Source organism: Sphingomonadaceae bacterium OTU29LAMAA1 (assembly GCA_024072375.1).
In the GTDB taxonomy this organism is placed as follows: Bacteria; Pseudomonadota; Alphaproteobacteria; order Sphingomonadales; family Sphingomonadaceae; genus Sphingomonas.
The window spans coordinates 3,425,182-3,445,607 of record CP099617.1; the positions used below are offsets into that span (position 1 = coordinate 3,425,182).

Below are 20,426 nucleotides of genomic sequence, written 5' to 3' on the forward strand. Positions count from 1 at the left end.
ACCGCTGCCATGGCGATCTGGTTCACCGCCGACACGCATTTCGGCGATCACCGTACGTTGAACATCCACAAGCGCGACTTCGCGGCGACGGCGGCGATGGACGCCGCCATGATTACTGGCTGGAATGCGGTTGTCGCGCCCGATGACGACATCTGGCATCTGGGCGACGTGGCGCGGCGGCTGGACGACGTCGCCCCGCTGCTGGCGCAGCTCAACGGTATCAAGCATCTGGTTCGGGGCAACAACGACGATCCGGCGATCGCGCAGGTGCCGGGTTGGGCCAGCGTCGCCGATTATGCCGAGATCGTGGTCGACGACCGGTTCTGCGTACTGTGCCATTACCCGTTTCGCAGCTGGAACCGCCAGCATCGCGGTGCGATCAACCTGCACGGGCATAGCCACGGCAAGCTGAAGCCGATGCCGCGGCAGTTCGATGTCGGCGTCGATCCGCGCGGGTATCGCCCGGTCGCGCTGGCCGGCCTGACCGGTCAGTCGAACAGCGCCGCGATCGCGACCCGGACCTGAGCATCGGTGAACGGTTTGGCGAGCAAGGGTCAATCCCGAAAGCGATCGGGCATGCTGTGCCGCTGGTTCGCGGAGATGAAGACGAAAGGGATGCCGAGTTCCGCCAACCGGTCGGCGACCGGATAGGACACGTCCTCGTGGAGCTTTACATTGAGCGTCGCCGCACCCGGGAGTGTGTCGGAACCGGTGGGTAGCAGCGCGATCGCCTCTTCGACGCTGGGGACAGGGCCGATGACGATTCCGCCAGCCCGTTCGACGATGGCGCCGAGATGTTCGGCAAGCATCCACTCATCCTCGACGATCAACACGCGTTTATCCGACAGCACCGGCGGCTCCTGCTTGCATCCACTACCGTTCGACAACCGCTTGAAATGTAATCCGATCCCCTGGGATTAGGTCGGAATCCCGGCCGATCTGCGCCGCCCTGTTGAAGATAGGTCCACCATTCGCTATACTGACATCCTTGTCAGTAAGGAAATTGGCCGATGGCGAAGCTTCCTCCCTTTCCCGGCACGACCGGCAAACGCGCGTGGCGCACCGCGTTCGATGCGCTGCGCAAGCTGCTCGCCGATGGCGACGACACGACGCAGGTGTTCCGGATCATGCGATCGCTGAACGTCGGGGATACCGCCAACGGCTATGCCCGGCTGATCGCGACGAGCGATGGTGGCCGCATCGCCTATGAACGCGTCGAACTGTCGCAGCGTTTTTCCGACCGGACGTGGGTGGACGGATTCGTCCCGGGCACGGTCGGCGCAGCCTATCGCGAATTTCTGGCGGCGACGGGCTATTCCGCCGATGGACTGGTCGAGGTGAGCCGGCTCGACCCCGACGAAACCGATGTTGTCCATCCTTATGCCTGGATGGGCCGGCGTACGCGCGACGTTCACGACATCTGGCATGTCCTGACCGGCTACAAGGCGGACGAGACGATGGGCGAGGCATGTCTGGTCGCCTTTTCCTACGCCCAAACGCGGGGCCTCGGCTGGGCCTTCATCGCCGGCGGTGCGGCGCTGAAGTCGTTGCGGGCGACGGGCGGCACCCTGTTCGCCAGGGCGGTGCGCGAAGGCTATCGCAACGGCCGTCGCGCTGCGTGGCTGCTTGGTGAGGATTACGAGGCGTTGATGCACGAACCGATCGACGCCGCCCGGGCAAGATTGAGGATCGCGGAGCCGGTGGCGTACCGGCAGGCACAGACGGTACTGGGCGCGACGCTTGCTTCTTATGCTTCGGCGCAGAAGGAGCGGGCACAGGCGGCTTTGGCATAGGGGCTTCCAGGCGACCTGACGGCTATCACGGCCATTGCCGTCGATAGGTCCGCAGCCTAGTCGCATCGCGATGCTGTCGCGCCTTCGCCTCACCGATTACCGCAATCATGCGGAGCTGGTGCTGGATCCTGGCGCCGGCTTCGTCGTGCTGACCGGCGAGAATGGCGCGGGCAAGACGAATGTGCTGGAGGCTGTGTCGCTGCTGGCCCCGGGCCGCGGGCTGCGGCGGGCGGCGCTGTCCGACATGCAGCGGCAGGGTGGGCCGGGCGGCTTCGGCGTCGCTGCGACGCTGGCGGCGGCGGGCGGCGCGGTCGATGTTGCTACCGGCACGTTGGCCGCGGCGCCCGAACGGCGGCAGGTGCGCATCCAGGGCGCCGCCGCCACCGCCAATACGCTCGCCGAATGGCTGACGGTGTTGTGGCTGACGCCGGCGATGGACCGGCTGTTCGTCGAACCGGCGGGCGAGCGGCGGCGATTTCTCGATCGGCTGACGCTGGCGCTGGTGCCGGCGCATGCGCATCACGCCGCGCGCTACGACGCCGCGATGCGCGCGCGCAACCGGCTGCTGGGCGCGGACGAGCCAGCCGATCCCGACTGGCTGGGTGCGCTCGAAACGCAGATGGCGGACCATGGCGATGCGATCCTGACGGCGCGGCACGACACCGTCGCACTGCTCGGCGGCCGGCTGGTCGAGCAACCCGACGGGCCGTTCGCCCGTGCCGGGATCGCGCTGGAGGGATGGAGCGGCGACGGCGCGGCGCTGCTGGCCGAGCTGCGTCAAAATCGCGCGCGCGACGCCGCCGCCGGACGGGCGCTGGCGGGGCCGCATCGTGCCGATCTGTCGGTGACGCATCTGGGCAAGGGGCAGGCGGCGGCGCTCGCCTCGACCGGAGAACAGAAGGCGCTGCTGCTCGGCATCGTGCTGGCGCATGCCGAGCTGGTCGCGCAGCGGACGGGGCACGCGCCCGTGCTGCTCCTCGACGAGGTCGCCGCGCATCTGGACCCCGTACGGCGCAATGCGCTGTTCGACCGGCTGTCCGGCCACGGGCAGGTGTGGATGACCGGCACCGAGCCGGCGCTGTTCGCCGGCATCGATGATCGTGCGACGCGGGTTTCGGTTGGCTGAACCGCGGCTGTCGGTGCGGGTCACCGGTGGTTCAAGCCCGTTGCTCCATTCCGCCGCCATCGGGCGGGGATATGGAGGATTACATGCTGAAATCGATCGTTATCGCGGCGACCGCGCTGACTGCCGTCGCCACGCCGGCACTGGCGCAGGACCGCTGGGACTGGAGCGGCGGGCGTCCCGGTGACCGTGCCTATCGCCTGATCGGCGCGGGTGTGCAGGGGCTGGATCCCGCATTGCGCGGCACGCCGCGTGGGCGCGCGTTCGTGATGCGGAACTTCGATCGCAATCGTGATGGCCGTATCTCGCCACGCGAGGCGGCGGATGCGAACGCCGCCTTCGTGCGCGTCGCCGGTGCGCGGCGGGATGGCTTCGACTGGGATGCCCGCGATCGGACCGTCGTAGTCGAGACGCGCACCGTCGTACCTGGCCAGTGGGATCGCCGTGCGATGCACGATTACGGCTTTCGTCAGACGCCGCGTGGCGCGACGCTGACCCTGTCCGAGGACGTGCTGTTCGCGACCGACAGCGATGTGCTGCGGCCGGGCGCGATCGAAAAGTTGCGACCGCTGGCGAGCTATCTGCGCTCGAACGGCGGGGTGCGGGTGGCGATCGACGGCTTCACCGATTCGCGCGGGTCCGATGCGCATAATCAGGACCTGTCCGAACGCCGTGCGGCCAGCGTCCGTTCGGCCTTCGACGCGATGGGTGTGACTCGGGCGCGGTTCAGCGTCGCCGGACATGGCGAGGCGAGTCCGGTCGCGACCAACGCCACCGCCGCAGGCATGCGTCAGAACCGGCGCGTCGAGGTGACGCTGCTCGGCCGCCGCGCGACGGAGTTCTGAAGATCGTCCCGATCCTCCCCCGCGTTGGCGGGGGAGGTGGCAGCGAAGCTGAATTAGGGGGCCTTCCCGTGGGTCGCCCAGCTGGTGACGTACCTCCGCCCCGCAGGATGGCGCCATTTTGCTTTCGTTCCGCCCTCGTAATCCCTATATAATCGCTATGGCAGAACCCCAGAATACGAACGACTACGGCGCCTCCTCGATCAAGGTGCTGAAGGGCCTCGATGCGGTGCGCAAGCGGCCGGGCATGTATATCGGCGATACCGACGACGGATCGGGCCTCCACCACATGGTGTTCGAGGTCAGCGACAACGCGATCGACGAAGCGCTCGCCGGGCATTGCGACCGGATCGACATCCAGCTCAACGCCGACGGATCGGTCAGCGTCACCGACAACGGTCGTGGCATTCCGACCGGCATTCACCCCGAAGAGGGCGTGTCGGCGGCGGAGGTCATCATGACCCAGCTCCACGCCGGCGGTAAGTTCGAGAACACGTCCGACGACAACGCCTACAAGGTGTCGGGCGGGCTTCACGGCGTCGGCGTGTCGGTGGTCAACGCGCTGTCCGAATTCCTCGATCTGACGATCTGGCGCGATGGCGAGGAGCATTACATGCGCTTCGCGTTCGGCGATGCCGTGTCGCCGCTGAAGGTCGTCGGTCCCGCGGAGCCGGGCCAGAAGGGGACGCGCGTTACCTTCCTGCCCAGCCCTGCGACGTTCAAGATCACCGAATTCGACTTCGACAAGCTCGAACACCGCTATCGCGAGCTGGCGTTCCTCAATTCGGGCGTGCGCCTGTTCCTCACCGATGCGCGCCACGACGAGCCGAAGACGGTGGAGCTGTATTACGAGGGCGGGATCGCCGCGTTCGTGAAGTGGCTCGATCGGGCGAAGACGCCGCTCTTCCCCGAACCGATCGCGATCAACGGCACGCGCGACGACGTGACGATGGACGTCGCGCTGGAATGGAACGACAGCTATTACGAGAACGTCCTCGCCTTCACCAACAACATCCCCCAGCGCGACGGCGGCACGCACATGGCGGCGTTCCGCGCGGCGCTGACCCGCACGCTCAACAATTATGCCGAGAAGTCGGGGCTGCTGAAGAAGGAGAAGGTCACCCTCACCGGCGACGACATGCGTGAGGGGCTGACCGCGATCGTCTCGGTCAAGCTGCCCGATCCGAAGTTTTCGAGCCAGACCAAGGACAAGCTGGTCTCGTCCGAGGTGCGCCAGCCGCTCGAATCGCTGATGGCGGACAAGCTGGCCGAGTGGCTGGAAGAGAATCCCGCGCACGGCAAGTCGATCGTCGGCAAAGTGATCGACGCCGCCGCGGCGCGCGAAGCGGCGAAGAAGGCGCGCGAGCTGACCCGGCGCAAGGGCGTGATGGACATCGCTTCACTCCCCGGCAAGCTGGCGGATTGCCAGGAGAAGGACCCGGCCAAGTCCGAACTGTTCCTGGTCGAAGGCGACTCGGCCGGCGGTTCGGCCAAGCAGGGTCGCGATCGGCATTTCCAGGCGATCCTGCCGTTGCGCGGCAAGATCCTCAACACCGAACGCGCGCGCTTCGACCGGATGATCTCCAGCCGCGAAATCGGGACGCTGATCCAGGCGATGGGGACGGGCATCGGCCGCGACGACTTCAACGCCGACAAATTGCGCTACCACAAGATCGTCATCATGACCGACGCCGACGTCGACGGTGCGCATATCCGCACGCTGTTGCTGACGTTCTTCTATCGCCAGATGCCCGAGCTGATCGAGCGCGGCCACCTCTTCATCGCGCAACCGCCGCTGTACAAGGCGACGAAGGGCCGGTCGGAAGTGTATCTGAAGGACGATAGCGCGCTAGACGAATATCTGGTCGACGCGGGCGTGTCGTCGATGGTGTTCGAGGCGCCGAGCGGGCACCGTTCGGGGCAGGACCTCAAGAGCCTGCTCGACCATGCCCGCCGCATGCGGACGCTGATGCGCTACGTGCCGCGGCGCTACGATCCGGTGATCATCGAGGTGCTGGCGCTGGGCGGCGCGCTCGACCCGACGTTCACGCGCGAACAGCGCGAGGCGACGGTGGCCGAGGTGACGCGTCGGCTCGAATCGGGCGACGAGGAAGCGCGCTGGACCGCGCGGTTGACGGAGGATGGCGGCATCCACTTCGAACGGCTGTGGCGCGGCGTCACCGATCACCACATCGTCGAGGCGACGTTCCTGGCAAGCGCCGAGGCGCGCAAGCTGCACTCGCTGGCGAGTGAGCAGGCGGAGAGCTTCGTCGCCGCGGGCAAGCTGGTGCCGCTGAAGGGCGCCGCCGCGGCTGCCGAGGATGCGGAGCCGACGCCGGAAGGCGAGGGCCAGATCGGGAGCGTCACCAATGTCGTTGCGCGTGGCGAGAGCCTGGTAGCGCGGCCGTCGCAGTTGCTCGACGCGATCCTCGCTTCGGGCCGCAAGGGGCTGGCGATCCAGCGCTACAAGGGGCTGGGCGAGATGAACGCCGACCAATTGTGGGAAACGACGCTCGATCCGTCGAATCGCACGATGCTGCGCGTGACCAGCGACGACGTATCGGCGGCGGATATGATCTTCACCCAGCTGATGGGCGAAGTCGTCGAGCCGCGGCGCGAGTTCATTCAGGACAATGCGCTGAACGTGGCGAATCTGGACGTGTGATCCTGGGGCGGGCTCCGTCCGTTGTCGGACGGGGCTCCCTCGGCAATTCCCTCGTCACCCCGGACGTGTTCCGCGTCGTTCTGGGGCGAGACAAAAGCCACGGAACCCGTCCTTGCGAGCGTAGCGAAGCAACCCAGAGCGTCGCGCGGAACCCTGGGTTGCTTCGCTACGCTCGCAATGACGGCGTCAGTGATGCGGCCGAACATCGATCCAGACTGGCCTCGTGGCGCCGTGGCCCCCTGAAATCGTCCGGTGGGATGTGGGACGATCGCAAGGCGTCACACGAACCGCGCGCGGTGCGTCTTCACCAGCCCTGTCAGCCAGTCGCGGAAGGTCCGCACCTTCTTCGCCTCGCGCATGTCCTGGTGCGTCACTAGCCAGAACGAGCGGCGGATGGTGCGATCGGGCAGCACCCGCCGTAACGTTTCGTCGGCATCGCCGATGAAGCGCGGTAGCACGCCGAGACCCGCTCCCGCCGCGACCAGCCGGTATTGCGCGTTGATGCTGGAGCTGCGGATGCGCGGCTCCAGCCCTTCCTCGATCTCGGTCAGATAGCGCAGCTCCGGCGCGTACAGCAGGTCGGGGACGTAGCCGATCAGGTCGTGGGCTCGCACCTCCGCCGCCGTCGTCGGCAGGGGATGGCGCGCGGCATAGGCCTGCGATGCGTAGAGGCCGAGCGTATAGTCGGTCAGCTTGCCGCTGACCACCGGTCCGGTCTGCGGCCGCGCCAGCAAGACCGCCACGTCCGCCTCGCGCCGCGACGGATTGAGGAAGCCGCTGCTCGCGACCAGATCGACGGTGAGTGCGGGATGGCTTGCGGCAAAGGCGGGCAGATGGTGCGCGACGAACCACGTGCCGAACCCCTCCGACACGCTGACCCGCAACACGCCGGTCAGGTGATCGGGATCGTCGTCGGGTGCGGCGATCCGCGCCGCCGCCTGCTGCATCGCCTCGACCGTCGCGAGCAGCGCCTGCCCGGCGGCGGTCGGCACCTGCCCCTCGCGCGTCTGTTCGAACAGGGTCTGGCCGAGCGTCGCCTCCAGCCGGCGCAGGTGGCGGGCGAGCGTGGTGGGATCGACGCCAGTCGCCGCCGCCGCACGCGCGATCTGGCCAGCGCGGGCGATCGCCAGGAAATCTTGAAGGTCGTCCCACCGCGGCTGCATTTATGCAGGTGTGTGTCGCACTATCCGGCGTTGCGCACAATGCCGCGGCAGGCGATCCTGCGAGCAATAATGGAGAGGTTCATGCGCAATATCGATCATCTGATCGTCGGCCATGCCGGAGGTGGAGCGGGTGCCGGCGTTCGTTACGGCGATGTCTTCGATCCCAACACCGGTCAGGTGCAGGCGCGCGTGACGCTGGGTACGCAGGCCGACCTCGATCGCGCCGTCGCCGCGGCGCAGGCCGCGCAGCCCGGCTGGGCCGCGACCAATCCGCAGCGCCGCGCCCGCGTCATGTTCCGCTTCAAGGAACTGGTCGAGGCGAACATGGACGCGCTCGCGCACCTGCTGTCGTCCGAGCACGGCAAGGTGATCGCGGACAGCAAGGGCGACATCCAGCGCGGGCTGGAGGTCATCGAATTCTGCTGCGGCATCCCGCACATCCTGAAGGGTGAATATACGCAAGGGGCCGGCCCCGGCATCGACGTCTATTCGATGCGCCAGCCGCTGGGCATCGGTGCGGGGATCACGCCGTTCAACTTCCCCGGTATGATCCCGATGTGGATGTTCGGTGTCGCCATCGCCACCGGCAATGCCTTCATCCTGAAACCGTCGGAGCGCGACCCGTCGGTGCCGGTGCGCCTCGCCGAACTGATGCTGGAGGCGGGCGCGCCCGAGGGCATCCTGCAGGTCGTCCATGGCGACAAGGAGATGGTCGACGCGATCCTCGATCATCCGGCGATCAGCGCGGTCAGCTTCGTCGGGTCGTCCGACATCGCGCATTACGTCTACCGCCGCGGCGTGGAGGCGGGCAAGCGCGTGCAGGCGATGGGCGGCGCCAAGAACCACGGCATCGTCATGCCCGACGCGGACCTCGATCAGGTCGTCGCCGACCTGTCCGGCGCGGCGTTCGGATCGGCGGGCGAGCGCTGCATGGCGCTGCCGGTGGTGGTGCCGGTCGGTGAGAAGACCGCCGATGCGCTGCGCGAGAAGCTGATCCCGGCTATCGCCGCGTTGCGGGTCGGCGTGTCCACGGACGATGCCGCGCATTACGGCCCGGTGGTCAACGCCGCGCACAAGCAGCGCGTCGAGAACTGGATCCAGACCGGCGTCGACGAGGGCGCGGAACTGGTCGTCGACGGGCGCGGCTTCACGTTGCAGGGGCATGAGAACGGCTTCTTCGTCGGCCCGACGCTGTTCGACCGGGTCACGCCCGAGATGTCGGCGTATAAGGAAGAGATTTTCGGCCCCGTGCTCCAGATCGTCCGCGCGCCCGATTTCGAGACCGCGCTTCGCCTGCCGAGCGAGCACCAATACGGCAACGGCGTCGCGATCTTCACCCGTAACGGCCATGCGGCGCGCGAATTCGCCGCGCGCGTCAACGTCGGCATGGTCGGCATCAACGTGCCGATCCCGGTGCCGGTCGCCTACCACAGCTTCGGCGGGTGGAAGCGCAGCGCGTTCGGCGACACCAACCAGCACGGCATGGAGGGCGTGAAGTTCTGGACCAAGGTCAAGACGATCACGCAACGCTGGCCGGACGGCACCGCCGAACTGCCGCGCGGTAGCGAAGACGGCGGACCTTCGCGCGTGCAGGATGCGTTCGTCATTCCCACCATGGGTTGAATCCGATGCGCCTGACGATCCTTTCCGCCGCTGTCCTGCCCGCCATGCTGTTGCTCGCCTGTTCGGGCGGCGAGACGACCAACAACGAATCCGGCGGCAGTGCCGCGGTCGAGCCGACGCCGGGCAATCTGTCGATCGATCCGCAGAACACGCTGGTGCCGCTCGACCCGCCGGGGAATGCGGCGGTCGAGGCACCGGTGCCGCTGCCGACCGCCAGCCCGTCGCCGATCGCGGCGATGCCGGCGGCGTTCACCGGGCGCTGGGGGATGGTAGCGAACGATTGCGATCCAAAGCGTGCCGACAACAAGGGCCTGCTGACGATCGCGGGCAACCGCCTGTCCTTCTACGAATCGCGCGGGGAGGCGGCCAAGTTGCGCCAGACCCAGCCGACGCAGGTCGCGTTCGACCTGCCGATGAGCGGGGAGGGGATGACCTGGTCCGAACCGACGACGCTGACCCTGCTCGACGACGGCAAGACGCTGGTGCGCGAGGCGAAGGGCTCGCCCGATCGCGCCGGCTCGTTCCGCTACAGCCGCTGCCCGGCCTGAGGATTTATGGAAAACCAGTTCGACCTGACCGATGACCAGCGCGAGATCCAGGACCTCGCGCGCCGCTTCACCGCGAATCGCATCACGCCACACGCGGGCGAATGGGACGAGAAGCATATCTTCCCGCGCGACACGATCAAGGCGGCGGCCGAACTCGGCTTCGCGGCGATCTACGTGTCCGAGGAATCGGGCGGTATCGCGCTCGGGCGGCTGGAGGCGGCGCTGATCATGGAGGCGATGGCCTATGGCTGTCCCTCGACCAGTGCGTTCATCTCGATCCACAACATGGCGGCGTGGATGATCGACCGGTTCGGGTCGCAGACGGTGAAGGACAAGTATCTCCCCGATCTGGTGACGATGGATCGCCTCGCCAGCTATTGCCTGACCGAGCCGGGTTCGGGCTCCGACGCTGCCGCGCTGAAGACGCGTGCTGTGCGCGACGGCGACGACTGGCTGGTGACGGGATCGAAGCAGTTCATCTCGGGCGCGGGCGAGAACGAGGTCTACGTGACGATGGTCCGCACCGGTGAGGAGGGGCCGAAGGGCATCTCGGCCTTGGTGATCGAGAAGGACATGCCGGGCGTGTCGTTCGGGGCGAACGAGCGCAAGCTCGGCTGGCATTCGCAACCGACGCGGCAGGTGACGTTCGACAACGTCCGCGTGCCGGCCGAGAACATCGTCGGCGGCGAGGGCGAAGGCTTCCGCATCGCGATGATGGGGCTCGATGGCGGCCGGCTCAACATCGGCGCGTGCAGCCTCGGCGGGGCGCAGCGCTGCCTCGACGAGGCGATCGGCTATACCAAGGATCGCAAGCAGTTCGGCAAGGCGATCGCCGATTTCCAGAACACGCAGTTCACGCTCGCCGACATGGCGACCGAATTGGAGGCGGCGCGCGCGCTGCTGTACATGGCGGCTGCCAAGGTTACCGCGAACGCGCCCGACAAGACGCGTTTCGCGGCGATGGCGAAGCGGCTGGCGACGGACACCGGCAGCAGCGTCGTCGATCGCGCGCTGCAACTGCACGGCGGCTACGGCTATCTGATGGACTATCCGATCGAACGCTTCTGGCGCGACCTGCGCGTCCATTCGATTTTGGAGGGGACCAATCAGGTCATGCGCATGATCGTCGGGCGCGAACTGACGCGGCAGTGAACATCCGACGAGGTTTATAAGGAGAGAGCATCAATGGCACGCGTCGCCTTCATCGGCCTCGGCAACATGGGCGGGGGCATGGCCGCCAACCTCGCGAAGAAGGGTCATGACGTCCGCGCCTTCGACCTCAACGCCGACGCGCTGGCCAAGGCGAAGGATGCCGGGTGCCTGCCCGTCGCTACCGCGGCCGAGGCGGTCGAGGGGGCGGAGGCGGTCGTCACGATGCTGCCCGCCGGCACGCACGTCGAAAGCGTCTACACCGATGCGGTGTTTGGCCGGGCGCAGCCGTCCGCGATCCTGATCGACTGCTCGACGATCGACGTCGCCACCGCGCGCCGCGTCGCCGAGACCGCTGCGACCAAGGGGCTTGCCGCGGTCGATGCGCCGGTGTCGGGCGGGATCGGCGCGGCCAATGCCGGCACGCTCACCTTCATGGTCGGCGGCGCGGAGGATGCGTTCGCGCGCGCGCAGCCGTTCCTCGCCGACATGGGCAAGGCGGTGATCCACGCGGGTGCCAGCGGTGCGGGTCAGGCCGCCAAGATGGCGAACAACATGCTGCTCGGCGCGACGATGATCGCGACGTGCGAGGCGTTCAGGCTGGCGGAGCGACTCGGGCTCGACGCGCAGACGTTCTTCGACATCTCGTCGGTCAGTTCGGGCCAGAGCTGGTCGATGACGAGCTATTGCCCGGTGCCGGGCGTCGGCCCCGACACGCCGGCGGACCACGATTACCAGGGCGGGTTCGCGGCGGCGCTGATGCTGAAGGACCTGCGCCTCGCGATGCAGGCGGCGGAGGAGGCGGGCGCGACCACGCCGCTCGGCCGGCACGCGACCGAGCTGTACGAGGCGTTCGTGGCGGACGGGAAGGGCGGCACGGACTTTTCCGGGATCATCCGTACGCTGTAATATGGACTAACCGGACGATCGTCATTGCGAGCGGAGCGAAGCAACCTAGGGCATCGCGGGCTACCCTGGGTTGCTTCGCTTCGCTCGCAATGACGGCGCTCTCTTCTGAAACCTCAGATCAGCCCCTGCGCCTTAAGGCTGACATGGCCGTTCAGCCCCATGATGATGTGATCGTGCAGCACGATCCCCATCGCCGCGCCGGCATCGGCGATGGTCCGCGTGATCTGGATATCTGCGCGACTGGGCGAGGGATCGCCCGAGGGATGGTTGTGGACGAGAATGATTGCCGCCGAGCCGAGATCGATCGCCCGCCGGATCACCTCGCGCACATGCACCGCCGCCTGATCGATCGATCCCTCGCTCATCACCTCGTCGCGGATCAGCATGTTGCGGGTGTTGAGGTGGAGCACGCGAAATCGTTCGATCGCGTGATGCGCCATGTCGGCGCGCAGGTAGTCGAGCAGCGCCTGCCAGTTGGCGAGCACCGGCCGCTCCGCCACTTCCGCCTTCAGCAGGCGGATCGCGATGGCATGCGCGATCTTGATCGCGGCGGCGGAAGTGTCGCCCACCCCCTTCACCCGCGTCAGCGCCGCCGCATCGGCGGTCAGCAACGCGCCGATCCCGCCGAATTCGCGCAGCAGCGCCTTGGCGATCGGCTTGGTGTCGATCCGCGGGATCGCCAGCATCAGCAGATATTCGATCAGCTCGTGATCGAGCAGCGCCTCGCCGCCGCCATCCAGCAACCGCCCGCGCAGCCGCTCACGATGGCCGGTGGTATCCTCCGGCAGCATCGGAAAGCCCTCGTCGGGCAGCAGGGGAAGCGTCGACATCGGACCCAAGCCTAGAGCCGGTCCAGAGCGGGCGCAATTGCGCCGATGCGCGCGCTCCGTCTATGGAGGCGCAGATGGCCGAGGGGGTTGACCAGTCGAGCGAAACGCCCCCCGCCCGCCTGCGCCGCGCGTCGCGGGTCGCGCTGGCACTCGCGCTGGTGGTGCTGGTGGCGCTGATCGGCGTGTGGCTGGCGCGCAAACCGATCGCGACGCGCGTCATCGATGGCGAATTGCGCAAGCGCGGCATCGTCGCGCATTATGGCGTCAGCGACCTCGGCTTCGGGCGGCAACGGCTAACCAACGTCGTCATCGGCGATCCCGCCGCCGCCGATCTGGTCGCCGACTGGCTGGAGGCCGAGACGCGCATCGGCCTCGACGGGGCGAGCGTCGTCGGCGTGCGGGCGGGGCATGTGCGGCTGCGCGGGCGGCTGGTCGACGGGCGGCTGTCGCTCGGCGAACTCGACAAGTTCATGCCGCCGCCGTCGGGCAAGCCGTTCGCGCTGCCCCGGCTGCACGTCGACGTCGCAGACGCGCGGATGCGGCTGGAGACGCCTTTGGGCGTGGTCGGGCTGAAGATGGCGGGGCGCGGCAGGCTCGACGACGGCTTCGACGGGACGGTCGCGGTGGTGAGCACCCGGCTGGCGAGCGGCGGCTGCGCAGTGGACGGCGTGCAGGCGGCGTTGCGTGTCACGATCGCCAAAGCCGCACCGCATATGGTCGGGCCGGTGCGGATCGCGAATGCGGCATGCGCGGGTGCGACGATCACCCAAGCGCGAGCCGACGTGGACGCGCAGCTCACCCCGGCGTTGGACGGATGGCGCGGATCGGCGCGGCTGGCGAGCGGAGCGGTGCGCGGCAAGGGCGCGCGGGTCGCCGGCCTGCGGGGGACGGTTCGCTTCGACGGCAGTGCCAAGGTTACTGATGGCACAATCGACCTTGCCGCTACCAGCGGTCAAACGTCGGTGGCACGTGCCGGAACGCTCGGGATCGCCGGACGCTTCCGGATCGGCGGAGAACAGGTGTTCGCGGGCACGCTCTCCGCTGGTGATGCCAGCATCGCGCCCCGCTACCTAGCCGCACTGGCGCAGCGCGGCGTCGGAACCGGCACGCCCGTTGGCCCGCTGATCCAGGCAGCAACGCGTGCGACGCAGGTTGCCGGACAGCGTTTCGACGGACAGGCCACGATCACGCTCCGGCAAGCCGACGGCAAAGGGCAGGCACGCGTGACGCAGGCTGCCGTCACCGCGGCGAGCGGCGCACGCGTGCGGCTGGCAGGGGGCAGTGGCATCGCGCTAGCCTGGCCCGATGCTCGGGTGCGGGTCGACACGACACTGGCGATGTCGGGCGGCGGCTTGCCCGGCGTCACCATGACGCTGGCGCAGGCAAGGCCCGGCGCGCCGGTGCGCGGGCGGGCGATCGTTGCGCCTTATGCTGCGGGCGGCGCGCACCTTGCGCTGTCACCGGTGACCTTCACCGCGACGCCGGGTGGCGCGACGCGGATCGCGACGCGGGCGTCGCTGTCGGGGCCGCTCGGCGATGGCCGGGTCGACGATCTGATGCTGCCGCTCGACCTGCGCTGGAACGGGCGCGGCACGCTGATCGCCAATCCGGCGTGTACGCCGCTGGCGATCCGGCGTCTGGCCGTGGCGGGGCTGACGCTGGACCCGGTGCAGACGCGGCTGTGTCCGCTGTCCGGCGCACTGGTCACCCTCGCCGATGGGCGGCTGAGCGGTGGCGCGCGGCTGACGGCGACGCGGCTTGCCGGTCGGCTGGGACAGACGCCGCTGACGCTTGCCGCCAGCGGTGCGCAATTGCGCCTGGGCGACCGTGGCTTCGTGCTCGACGGCGTCGCGGCGCGGCTCGGCAGTCCGGAGCGGGTGACGCGGATCGATCTCGGCCAACTGACCGGCCGGATCGATGGCGGCGCGGTGGCGGGCAGCTTCACCGGCGGGTCGGGCCAGATCGCCAACGTGCCGCTGCTGCTCGGTGCCGCGGCAGGGGACTGGTCGCTGCGTGGCGGCGTGGTGGCGCTGACCGCGGCGATGACCGTCGACGATGCCGCACCCGATCCGCGCTTCCGTACGCTCGCCGCACGCGACGTCGCCTTCCGCCTCGCCGACGGTACGGTCGCCGCGACCGGCACGCTGTACGAACCGACCCGCGACGTGAAGGTCGCCGACGTCCGCATCGGCCATGCGCTGTCGTCGGGCAGCGGCACCGCCGATATCGCGGTGCCGGGCATCGCCTTCGACGAGCGGTTCCAGCCCGATCTGCTGACCCGCCTGACCATTGGCGTCGTCGCCGACGTGCGGGGCAGCGTCACCGGCGAAGGGCATCTCGCCTGGAATGCGCAGGGCGTCACCTCCACGGGGCAGTTCGCGACGAAGGATACCGCGCTCGCCGCCGCGCTCGGCCCGGTCAGCGGCATCACCACGACCGTCCGCTTCACCGACCTGCTGGCGCTGGAGAGCGCGCCGGCGCAGGTCGCGACCGTCAGGACGATCAACCCCGGCATCGCCGTGACCGACGGCACGATCACCTACCGATTGCTCGCCAACCAGCGCGTGCAGATCGACAGCGGCCTGTGGCCGTTCGCCGGCGGGACGATGACGCTGCTGCCGACGACGCTCGACTTCGCCGAAGCGGGCGCCCGGCGGATGACGTTCCGGGTCGACGGGGTGCAGGCCGACCAGTTCCTCGGCCAGTTCGATTTCAAGAACCTCGATGCCACCGGGGTGTTCGACGGCGAACTGCCGATGATCTTCGATATCGAGGGCGGGCGGATCGAGAACGGGCGGCTGGTCGTGCGCCAGGGTGGCGGCACGCTCGCCTATGTCGGCGACCTGACGCAGAAGGACCTGGGATTGTGGGGCAATATCGCGTTCCAGGCGCTGAAGGCGCTGCGCTATCGCAACCTGACGATCGGCATGAACGGCCCGCTGGCGGGCGAGATGGTGACCGAGGTGCGCTTCGCCGGCGTGTCGCAAGGCGCGGGCGCGAAGAGCAACTTCATCGTCCGCCGCCTGCAAAAGCTGCCGTTCGTCTTCAACATCCGGATCAAGGCGCCCTTCAGGGGGCTGCTCGATTCGGCGCAATCCTTCTACGACCCGCGTCGTCTGATCCAGCGCAACCTGCCTGCGCTGCTCGACCGGCAAAAGGTCACGCCGCCCATTCAGCCTCCCGCAAGCGGACCCGTGCCATGAACGAAACAGGATTGAAGATGTCGGAGCGAATCACGACCTTGGGACATATTACGGGTATGGCCGCGATCGGGCTGGCGACGACGATGTTGGGCGGATGCATCAACGTGTCGGCGCCGGACAAGCCGATCGAGATCAACCTGAACATCAGCGTCACGCAGGAAGTGGTGTATCGTCTCGACGGGGAAGCGAAATCGCTGATCCAGCAGAATCCGGGGATTTTCTAAGATGCAAAAGGTCATGATGATGTTCGCCGGCGCGGTGGCCCTCGCCGGCCTGTCCGCCGGGGCGATGGCGCAGCGCGACCCCGCCTATGCCGCCGCACGCGAGGCGAAGCAGGTCGGCGAACAGCCGGACGGCTATCTCGGCGTGGTGAGCGGCGGCGCGTCGGTGCAGGCGATGGTCCGCGACATCAACATCAAGCGCAAGGCCGCCTACACCGCCAGCGCACAGGCGAGCGGATCGACCGTCGAGCAATTCGCCTTCACCAGCGGGTGCAACCTCGTCGCGAAGGTCGGTCAGGGCGAGATGTACAAGACGCCGTCGGGCCAGTGGAAGGAAAACACCGGCACCCCGGAACTGGATGGCCGCTGCAAGTAACCTGCTCCCTCTCCCCATGGGGGAGGGGGCAGGGGTGAGGGGCTGCCAAACAACACTGCCGCCTGAGATCGCCAAGTGGCTGCCGCAGAGCTTCAAGCTCCGCACGACACCGCCCGCGGCAACCCCTCGCCCGACCCTTTCCCGCCGGGGAGAGGGCGCAAACCCGGCCATTCGTTCCCCGGTTGACACTCCGGCACCCCCCACCTAAACGGGCCACGCCTTGGCGGGATCGCTCGCCCTACGCGTTTTCTCCCCCGGCTGAACGATACAGGCGAGGGGTTTGCGCGTGGCGGACGACGATACCGGGCGAGACTTCACCAGCGCGGACGATCCGCGGCTTTCCGCGCTCGACGAGCGGCTGAAGGAAGCCCGGCATCAGGAAGCGTTGCGGACGGGGCAGGGGGCGCCGAACGCCGATGCGGGTTACTCGCTCGGCAATCGCGTGCTCGCCGCCCTGATCGGAAGCCTCGTCGGCAGTGCGCTGATCGGCTGGTGTATTGATCACTGGTTCGGCACCACGCCCTGGGCGCTGATCGTGATGCTGTTCCTCGGAATCGCGGTCGCGTTCAGGCAGATCATTCGGATTGCAGGCGAACGCCCGGAATAACCGGGCGTTTGTCGTATTAGGGAGCGTAGGCCCCAGTGGCGGTGGAGCAGATGGCGGCAGAATCGGGCAGCAAGATCGATCCGATGCACCAGTTCCTGATCGAACCCTTGTTCGGTCGGCATTGGGTCGTCGCGGGATACGACATCTCGTTCACCAACTCCGCGTTGTGGATGGTGATCACGCTCGCCAGCCTGTGGCTGTTCATGCTGGGCGGGATGAAGCGCGAGCTCGTCCCCGGCCGCTGGCAGGCCGCGGTCGAGGGCTTCACCGGCTTCGTCTCCAACATGCTGACGTCGAATATCGGGCCGCAGGGCAAGCGCTTCGTCCCGTACGTCTTCTCGCTGTTCATGTTCATCCTGTTCGCCAACATCTGGGGCCTGACCCCGGTCGGCGTCGTTCCGGGCTGGCATCCGTTTACGATCACCAGCCACCTGACCGTCACCGGCGTGCTGGCGGTGATCAGCTTCGCGATCGTGCTGATCGTCGGCTTCGGCAAGCACGGCTTCCACTTCTTCAGCCTGTTCGTGCCGCACGGCACCCCGGCGCTGATGATCCCGCTGATCTTCGTCGTCGAGCTGATGAGCTTCCTGGTGCGCCCGTTCTCGCTGGGCCTGCGACTGTTCGTCGCGATGACCGCGGGTCACATCCTGTTGAAGGTGCTGGCGGCGTTCGTCATCAGCGGCATCAACATGGGTCCGGGCTACGGCCTGCTCGTGTCGCTGCCCAGCTTCGTGCTGATGATCGGCATCACGCTACTCGAACTGCTGGTCGCCGCGATCCAGGCCTATGTCTTCGCGCTGCTGACCAGCGTGTACCTGAACGACGCGGTCAACCTGCACTAGGGTTCGCCACGCGAGTTTGAACGTCTCAACTTTCTCAACTTTAGCTTTTGAATCGGGAGTAAATGACATGGACGCAGAAGCCGCAAAGATGATCGGTGCCGGTCTGGCCGCGATCGGCATGGGCCTCGCCTCGCTCGGCGTGGGCAACGTGTTCGCCAAGTTCCTCGAAGGCGCGCTGCGCAATCCGGGCGCCGCGGACAGCCAGCAGGGCCGTCTGTTCATCGGTTTCGCCGGCGCAGAGCTTCTCGGCCTGCTCGCCTTCGTGACGATGATCATCCTGCTCTTCGTCGCCTAACATCGACATACGCCGGGCGCTTGCGTCCGGCGGATTGTTCGAGGTCGCGCTAAAGGTCATAAATGCCTCAGATTTCGCAGATCGCCGCCACCTACGCTTCGCAGATCTTCTGGCTGCTCATTACCTTCGGCATCCTGTATTTCGGGATCGGCAAGATGATGGTGCCCCGGGTCATCGCGACCGTGGACGCGCGTGAAGGCCAGATCGCGGCCGACCTTGCCGCGGCCGAACAGGCCCGTCTCGCCGCCGACAAGGTGGAAGAGGCATGGCGCCTGAAGATGGACGAGGCGCGCGCCGCGGCGCTCGACGAGACCAGCGCCGCCAAGGCTCAGGCGACCAAGGCCGCCGAAAGCCAGGTGAAGTCCGCCGATGCGGAACTCGCCGAGCGGCTGGCGCATCACGATCTCGCCGTTGGCAATGCCAAGGCGAATGCGATGCTCAACCTCCAGTCCGTCGCCGCGGAAGTGGCGCAGGAACTGGTGACCAAGGTGTCGGGCCTGACCGTCGGCATCGATGCCGCCGCCGATGCGGTGCGGAGGACCAACGCTCATGGCTAATCCCGCCAGCAACATGGTCGCGGCGAACCTCGCCGACGCGGCATCGTCGCAGACCATGCAGCCACGTGAAATCCGCGATGGCAGCGAACTCACCGCCAACGTGTCCGAACCGGGCGCGGAGCATGTCGTCGAAGAGACGGCACTGGGCTTCAACACGACCGGCTGGGTCGGCATTGCCGCTCTGGTCGTGCTGATCGGCATGCTGGTGGTCAAGGTGCCGGCGAAGATCGCCGCCATGCTCGACAAGCAGATCGCCGGCGTGCGCACGCAACTCGACGAGGCGAAGGCGCTCCGTGCCGATGCCGAGCGACTGCGCGCCGAGTATGAGGCCAAGGCCAAGGCTGCCGAGGCGGATGCGGCGACGATGCGCGCGCATGCCCAGCAGGAAGCCAACCAGATCATCGCCAAGGCGAAGCGCGACGCGGAGGACCTGATGGCCCGCCGCACCAAGCGCGCCGAGGACAAGATTGCCGCCGCCGAGCGCAACGCGATCGCCGAAGTTCGTGCGCTCGCCGCGGAGACCGCAGCCAAAGCGGCAGCCGTGCTGATCGCCGAGCATCACGACGCCGGTGCCGACAGGGCGATGATCGACCGGTCGATCTCGGGGCTCAGCCGCTTGAACTGAAACTTCCAATTCCTCCCTCGCAAAGCGGGGGAGGGCGACCGTTCGGCGTAGCCGAATGGTGGAGGGGGCGTTTCCGCAGGCACTGCATTCGGTGCTCACCTACCCTTTGTCAGGGCCTGGCGGTGCCACCTCTTCCTCGCGGGGGAGGACTCGCTGCCCTCATCGACCAGCGTCTCTTCACGGGTTTCCGGCGCGGTCCTGTCATCACGAGCCCGCGCTAGGAGTAACATCCATGTCGTGGCTCATTCTCGCCATCGCCGTGTTCACCGAAATCTGCTGGGCGCTCAGCCTGAAATGGGCGGCGACGCTCGCGACGTGGCAAGCGTCCAGCGTCCCCATCGTCCTGTCCTTCGTCAACATGGGCTTGCTGGCGCTGGCGATGCGCGGCCTGCCCGCCGGCACCGCCTATGCGGTCTGGACCGGCTGCGGCGCGGTCGGCGTCATCATCGGCGGCATGTTCCTGTTCGGCGACAAGGTCAGCCTCGTCCAGGCCTGCTTCATGGCACTGACCGTGGTCGGGATCGTCGGCACGAAGATGTTCGCGCAGGCCTGACCGTCCCACGGTCGTCGGCCGTGCTACAAGCGGCGACCGCATCCTGCCGGTGCCGAGGTGGTCCGATGTCGATCCTGCTGTCGTTGTTGCTCACCGTCGCCCAGGCGCAAGCCTCCCCCGCCGCAGCGGCCGCGGACAAGTTCGCGCTCGACCTGCCGGCGGACGATACGGCGCCGGCGCCGGCCGAACCCGCGGCAGCGGAACCGACGACACTGCCGGTCTCGACATTGGCCTTCTCGATCGACACGCCGATCGCCGACCTGATCGCCGATCCCCGTGCCAAGGCGATCCTCGACCGCGACGTTCCCGGACTGAGCGACGACGAAAATCTGCCGAAGTTCAAGACGCTGTCGCTCCGCAAGCTGGCCCCGCTCAGCGGCGGCCAGATGACTGCGGCCCTGCTGGAGAAGGTCGGGACGGACCTCGCGGCGATCGGCGCGGACGCTCCCCCCGCGAAGACGGTCGAGGTACGCAGGGCGTTACCCAGCGGTCGCTGACCCGC

22 protein-coding genes are annotated in these 20,426 nt (G+C 67.6%); 19 read left to right on the plus strand and 3 right to left on the minus strand.

Annotation, left to right across the window (positions count from 1 at the left end):
- The first annotated feature begins 9 nt into the window (after positions 1–9).
- Positions 10–525, plus strand: a complete 516-nt coding sequence (locus tag NF699_16400) for a metallophosphoesterase (protein USU04600.1) — start codon at positions 10–12, stop codon at positions 523–525.
- A gap of 29 nt (positions 526–554) precedes the next feature.
- Here NF699_16400 and NF699_16405 read toward each other — a convergent pair whose 3' ends face one another.
- On the minus strand, positions 555–851 hold the full coding sequence (locus tag NF699_16405; GenBank protein USU04601.1) for a response regulator: 297 nt from the start codon (positions 849–851) through the stop codon (positions 555–557).
- A gap of 159 nt (positions 852–1,010) precedes the next feature.
- Between NF699_16405 and NF699_16410 the strand changes: the two genes are divergently transcribed.
- The 4 genes from NF699_16410 (at position 1,011) to gyrB (ending at position 6,423) form a co-directional block, all read left to right on the plus strand.
- Positions 1,011–1,793: a ubiquinone biosynthesis protein COQ4 gene (locus NF699_16410; protein ID USU04602.1), complete on the plus strand. Its 783-nt coding sequence runs from the start codon at positions 1,011–1,013 to the stop codon at positions 1,791–1,793.
- 70 nt (positions 1,794–1,863) lie between these two features.
- Positions 1,864–2,919 carry a DNA replication/repair protein RecF gene (recF, locus tag NF699_16415; GenBank protein ID USU04603.1) on the plus strand — a complete coding sequence of 352 codons (1,056 nt, stop codon included), beginning with the start codon at positions 1,864–1,866 and terminating at the stop codon, positions 2,917–2,919.
- A gap of 83 nt (positions 2,920–3,002) precedes the next feature.
- Complete coding sequence (locus NF699_16420; protein USU04604.1) at positions 3,003–3,761, plus strand: OmpA family protein; 759 nt, start codon at positions 3,003–3,005, stop codon at positions 3,759–3,761.
- A gap of 157 nt (positions 3,762–3,918) precedes the next feature.
- A complete protein-coding gene (gene gyrB, locus NF699_16425) occupies positions 3,919–6,423 on the plus strand; it encodes a DNA topoisomerase (ATP-hydrolyzing) subunit B (protein ID USU04605.1) in 2,505 nt (834 codons plus the stop codon).
- Between the two features lie 278 nt (positions 6,424–6,701).
- Here the strand turns inward: gyrB and NF699_16430 are convergent, their stop codons facing one another.
- Positions 6,702–7,586, minus strand: coding sequence for a LysR family transcriptional regulator (locus NF699_16430; GenBank protein ID USU04606.1), 885 nt, complete (start codon positions 7,584–7,586; stop codon positions 6,702–6,704).
- Between the two features lie 81 nt (positions 7,587–7,667).
- Between NF699_16430 and NF699_16435 the strand changes: the two genes are divergently transcribed.
- From NF699_16435 to mmsB, 4 genes are read left to right on the plus strand one after another with little or no spacing between them, the layout of a single operon-like run.
- On the plus strand, positions 7,668–9,209 hold the full coding sequence (locus NF699_16435) for a CoA-acylating methylmalonate-semialdehyde dehydrogenase (protein ID USU04607.1): 1,542 nt from the start codon (positions 7,668–7,670) through the stop codon (positions 9,207–9,209).
- 5 nt (positions 9,210–9,214) lie between these two features.
- On the plus strand, positions 9,215–9,757 hold the full coding sequence (locus NF699_16440; protein USU04608.1) for a hypothetical protein: 543 nt from the start codon (positions 9,215–9,217) through the stop codon (positions 9,755–9,757).
- A 6-nt stretch (positions 9,758–9,763) separates the two neighbouring features.
- The gene (locus NF699_16445) at positions 9,764–10,909 is read left to right on the plus strand and encodes an acyl-CoA dehydrogenase family protein (protein ID USU04609.1); all 1,146 of its coding nucleotides are present in this window, start codon (positions 9,764–9,766) and stop codon (positions 10,907–10,909) included.
- 33 nt (positions 10,910–10,942) lie between these two features.
- The gene (gene mmsB / locus NF699_16450) at positions 10,943–11,815 is read left to right on the plus strand and encodes a 3-hydroxyisobutyrate dehydrogenase (GenBank protein USU04610.1); all 873 of its coding nucleotides are present in this window, start codon (positions 10,943–10,945) and stop codon (positions 11,813–11,815) included.
- 113 nt (positions 11,816–11,928) lie between these two features.
- Here mmsB and radC read toward each other — a convergent pair whose 3' ends face one another.
- On the minus strand, positions 11,929–12,645 hold the full coding sequence (radC, locus tag NF699_16455; protein ID USU04611.1) for a DNA repair protein RadC: 717 nt from the start codon (positions 12,643–12,645) through the stop codon (positions 11,929–11,931).
- Between the two features lie 74 nt (positions 12,646–12,719).
- On the opposite strand from radC, the gene NF699_16460 reads away from it, so the two are divergent.
- From NF699_16460 to NF699_16505, 10 genes are all read left to right on the plus strand, one after another.
- A complete protein-coding gene (locus NF699_16460; protein ID USU04612.1) occupies positions 12,720–15,848 on the plus strand; it encodes a YdbH domain-containing protein in 3,129 nt (1,042 codons plus the stop codon).
- A gap of 17 nt (positions 15,849–15,865) precedes the next feature.
- Positions 15,866–16,072: a YnbE family lipoprotein gene (locus NF699_16465; GenBank protein ID USU04613.1), complete on the plus strand. Its 207-nt coding sequence runs from the start codon at positions 15,866–15,868 to the stop codon at positions 16,070–16,072.
- 1 nt (position 16,073) lies between these two features.
- The gene (locus tag NF699_16470) at positions 16,074–16,445 is read left to right on the plus strand and encodes a YdbL family protein (GenBank protein ID USU04614.1); all 372 of its coding nucleotides are present in this window, start codon (positions 16,074–16,076) and stop codon (positions 16,443–16,445) included.
- Between the two features lie 280 nt (positions 16,446–16,725).
- Complete coding sequence (locus NF699_16475; GenBank protein USU04615.1) at positions 16,726–17,052, plus strand: AtpZ/AtpI family protein; 327 nt, start codon at positions 16,726–16,728, stop codon at positions 17,050–17,052.
- A 50-nt stretch (positions 17,053–17,102) separates the two neighbouring features.
- Complete coding sequence (locus tag NF699_16480; protein ID USU04616.1) at positions 17,103–17,894, plus strand: F0F1 ATP synthase subunit A; 792 nt, start codon at positions 17,103–17,105, stop codon at positions 17,892–17,894.
- A gap of 67 nt (positions 17,895–17,961) precedes the next feature.
- Positions 17,962–18,189, plus strand: coding sequence for a F0F1 ATP synthase subunit C (locus tag NF699_16485; GenBank protein ID USU04617.1), 228 nt, complete (start codon positions 17,962–17,964; stop codon positions 18,187–18,189).
- 62 nt (positions 18,190–18,251) lie between these two features.
- Entirely contained in the window at positions 18,252–18,746 is a 495-nt protein-coding gene (locus NF699_16490; GenBank protein USU04618.1) for an ATPase, read from the plus strand.
- Entirely contained in the window at positions 18,739–19,371 is a 633-nt protein-coding gene (locus NF699_16495; GenBank protein USU04619.1) for a hypothetical protein, read from the plus strand. Before NF699_16490 ends, NF699_16495 begins: the two co-directional genes overlap by 8 nt.
- Before the next feature lie 232 nt (positions 19,372–19,603).
- Positions 19,604–19,924, plus strand: a complete 321-nt coding sequence (locus NF699_16500; protein USU04620.1) for a multidrug efflux SMR transporter — start codon at positions 19,604–19,606, stop codon at positions 19,922–19,924.
- 65 nt (positions 19,925–19,989) lie between these two features.
- Entirely contained in the window at positions 19,990–20,421 is a 432-nt protein-coding gene (locus tag NF699_16505) for a hypothetical protein (protein ID USU04621.1), read from the plus strand.
- The last annotated feature ends 5 nt before the right edge of the window (positions 20,422–20,426 follow it).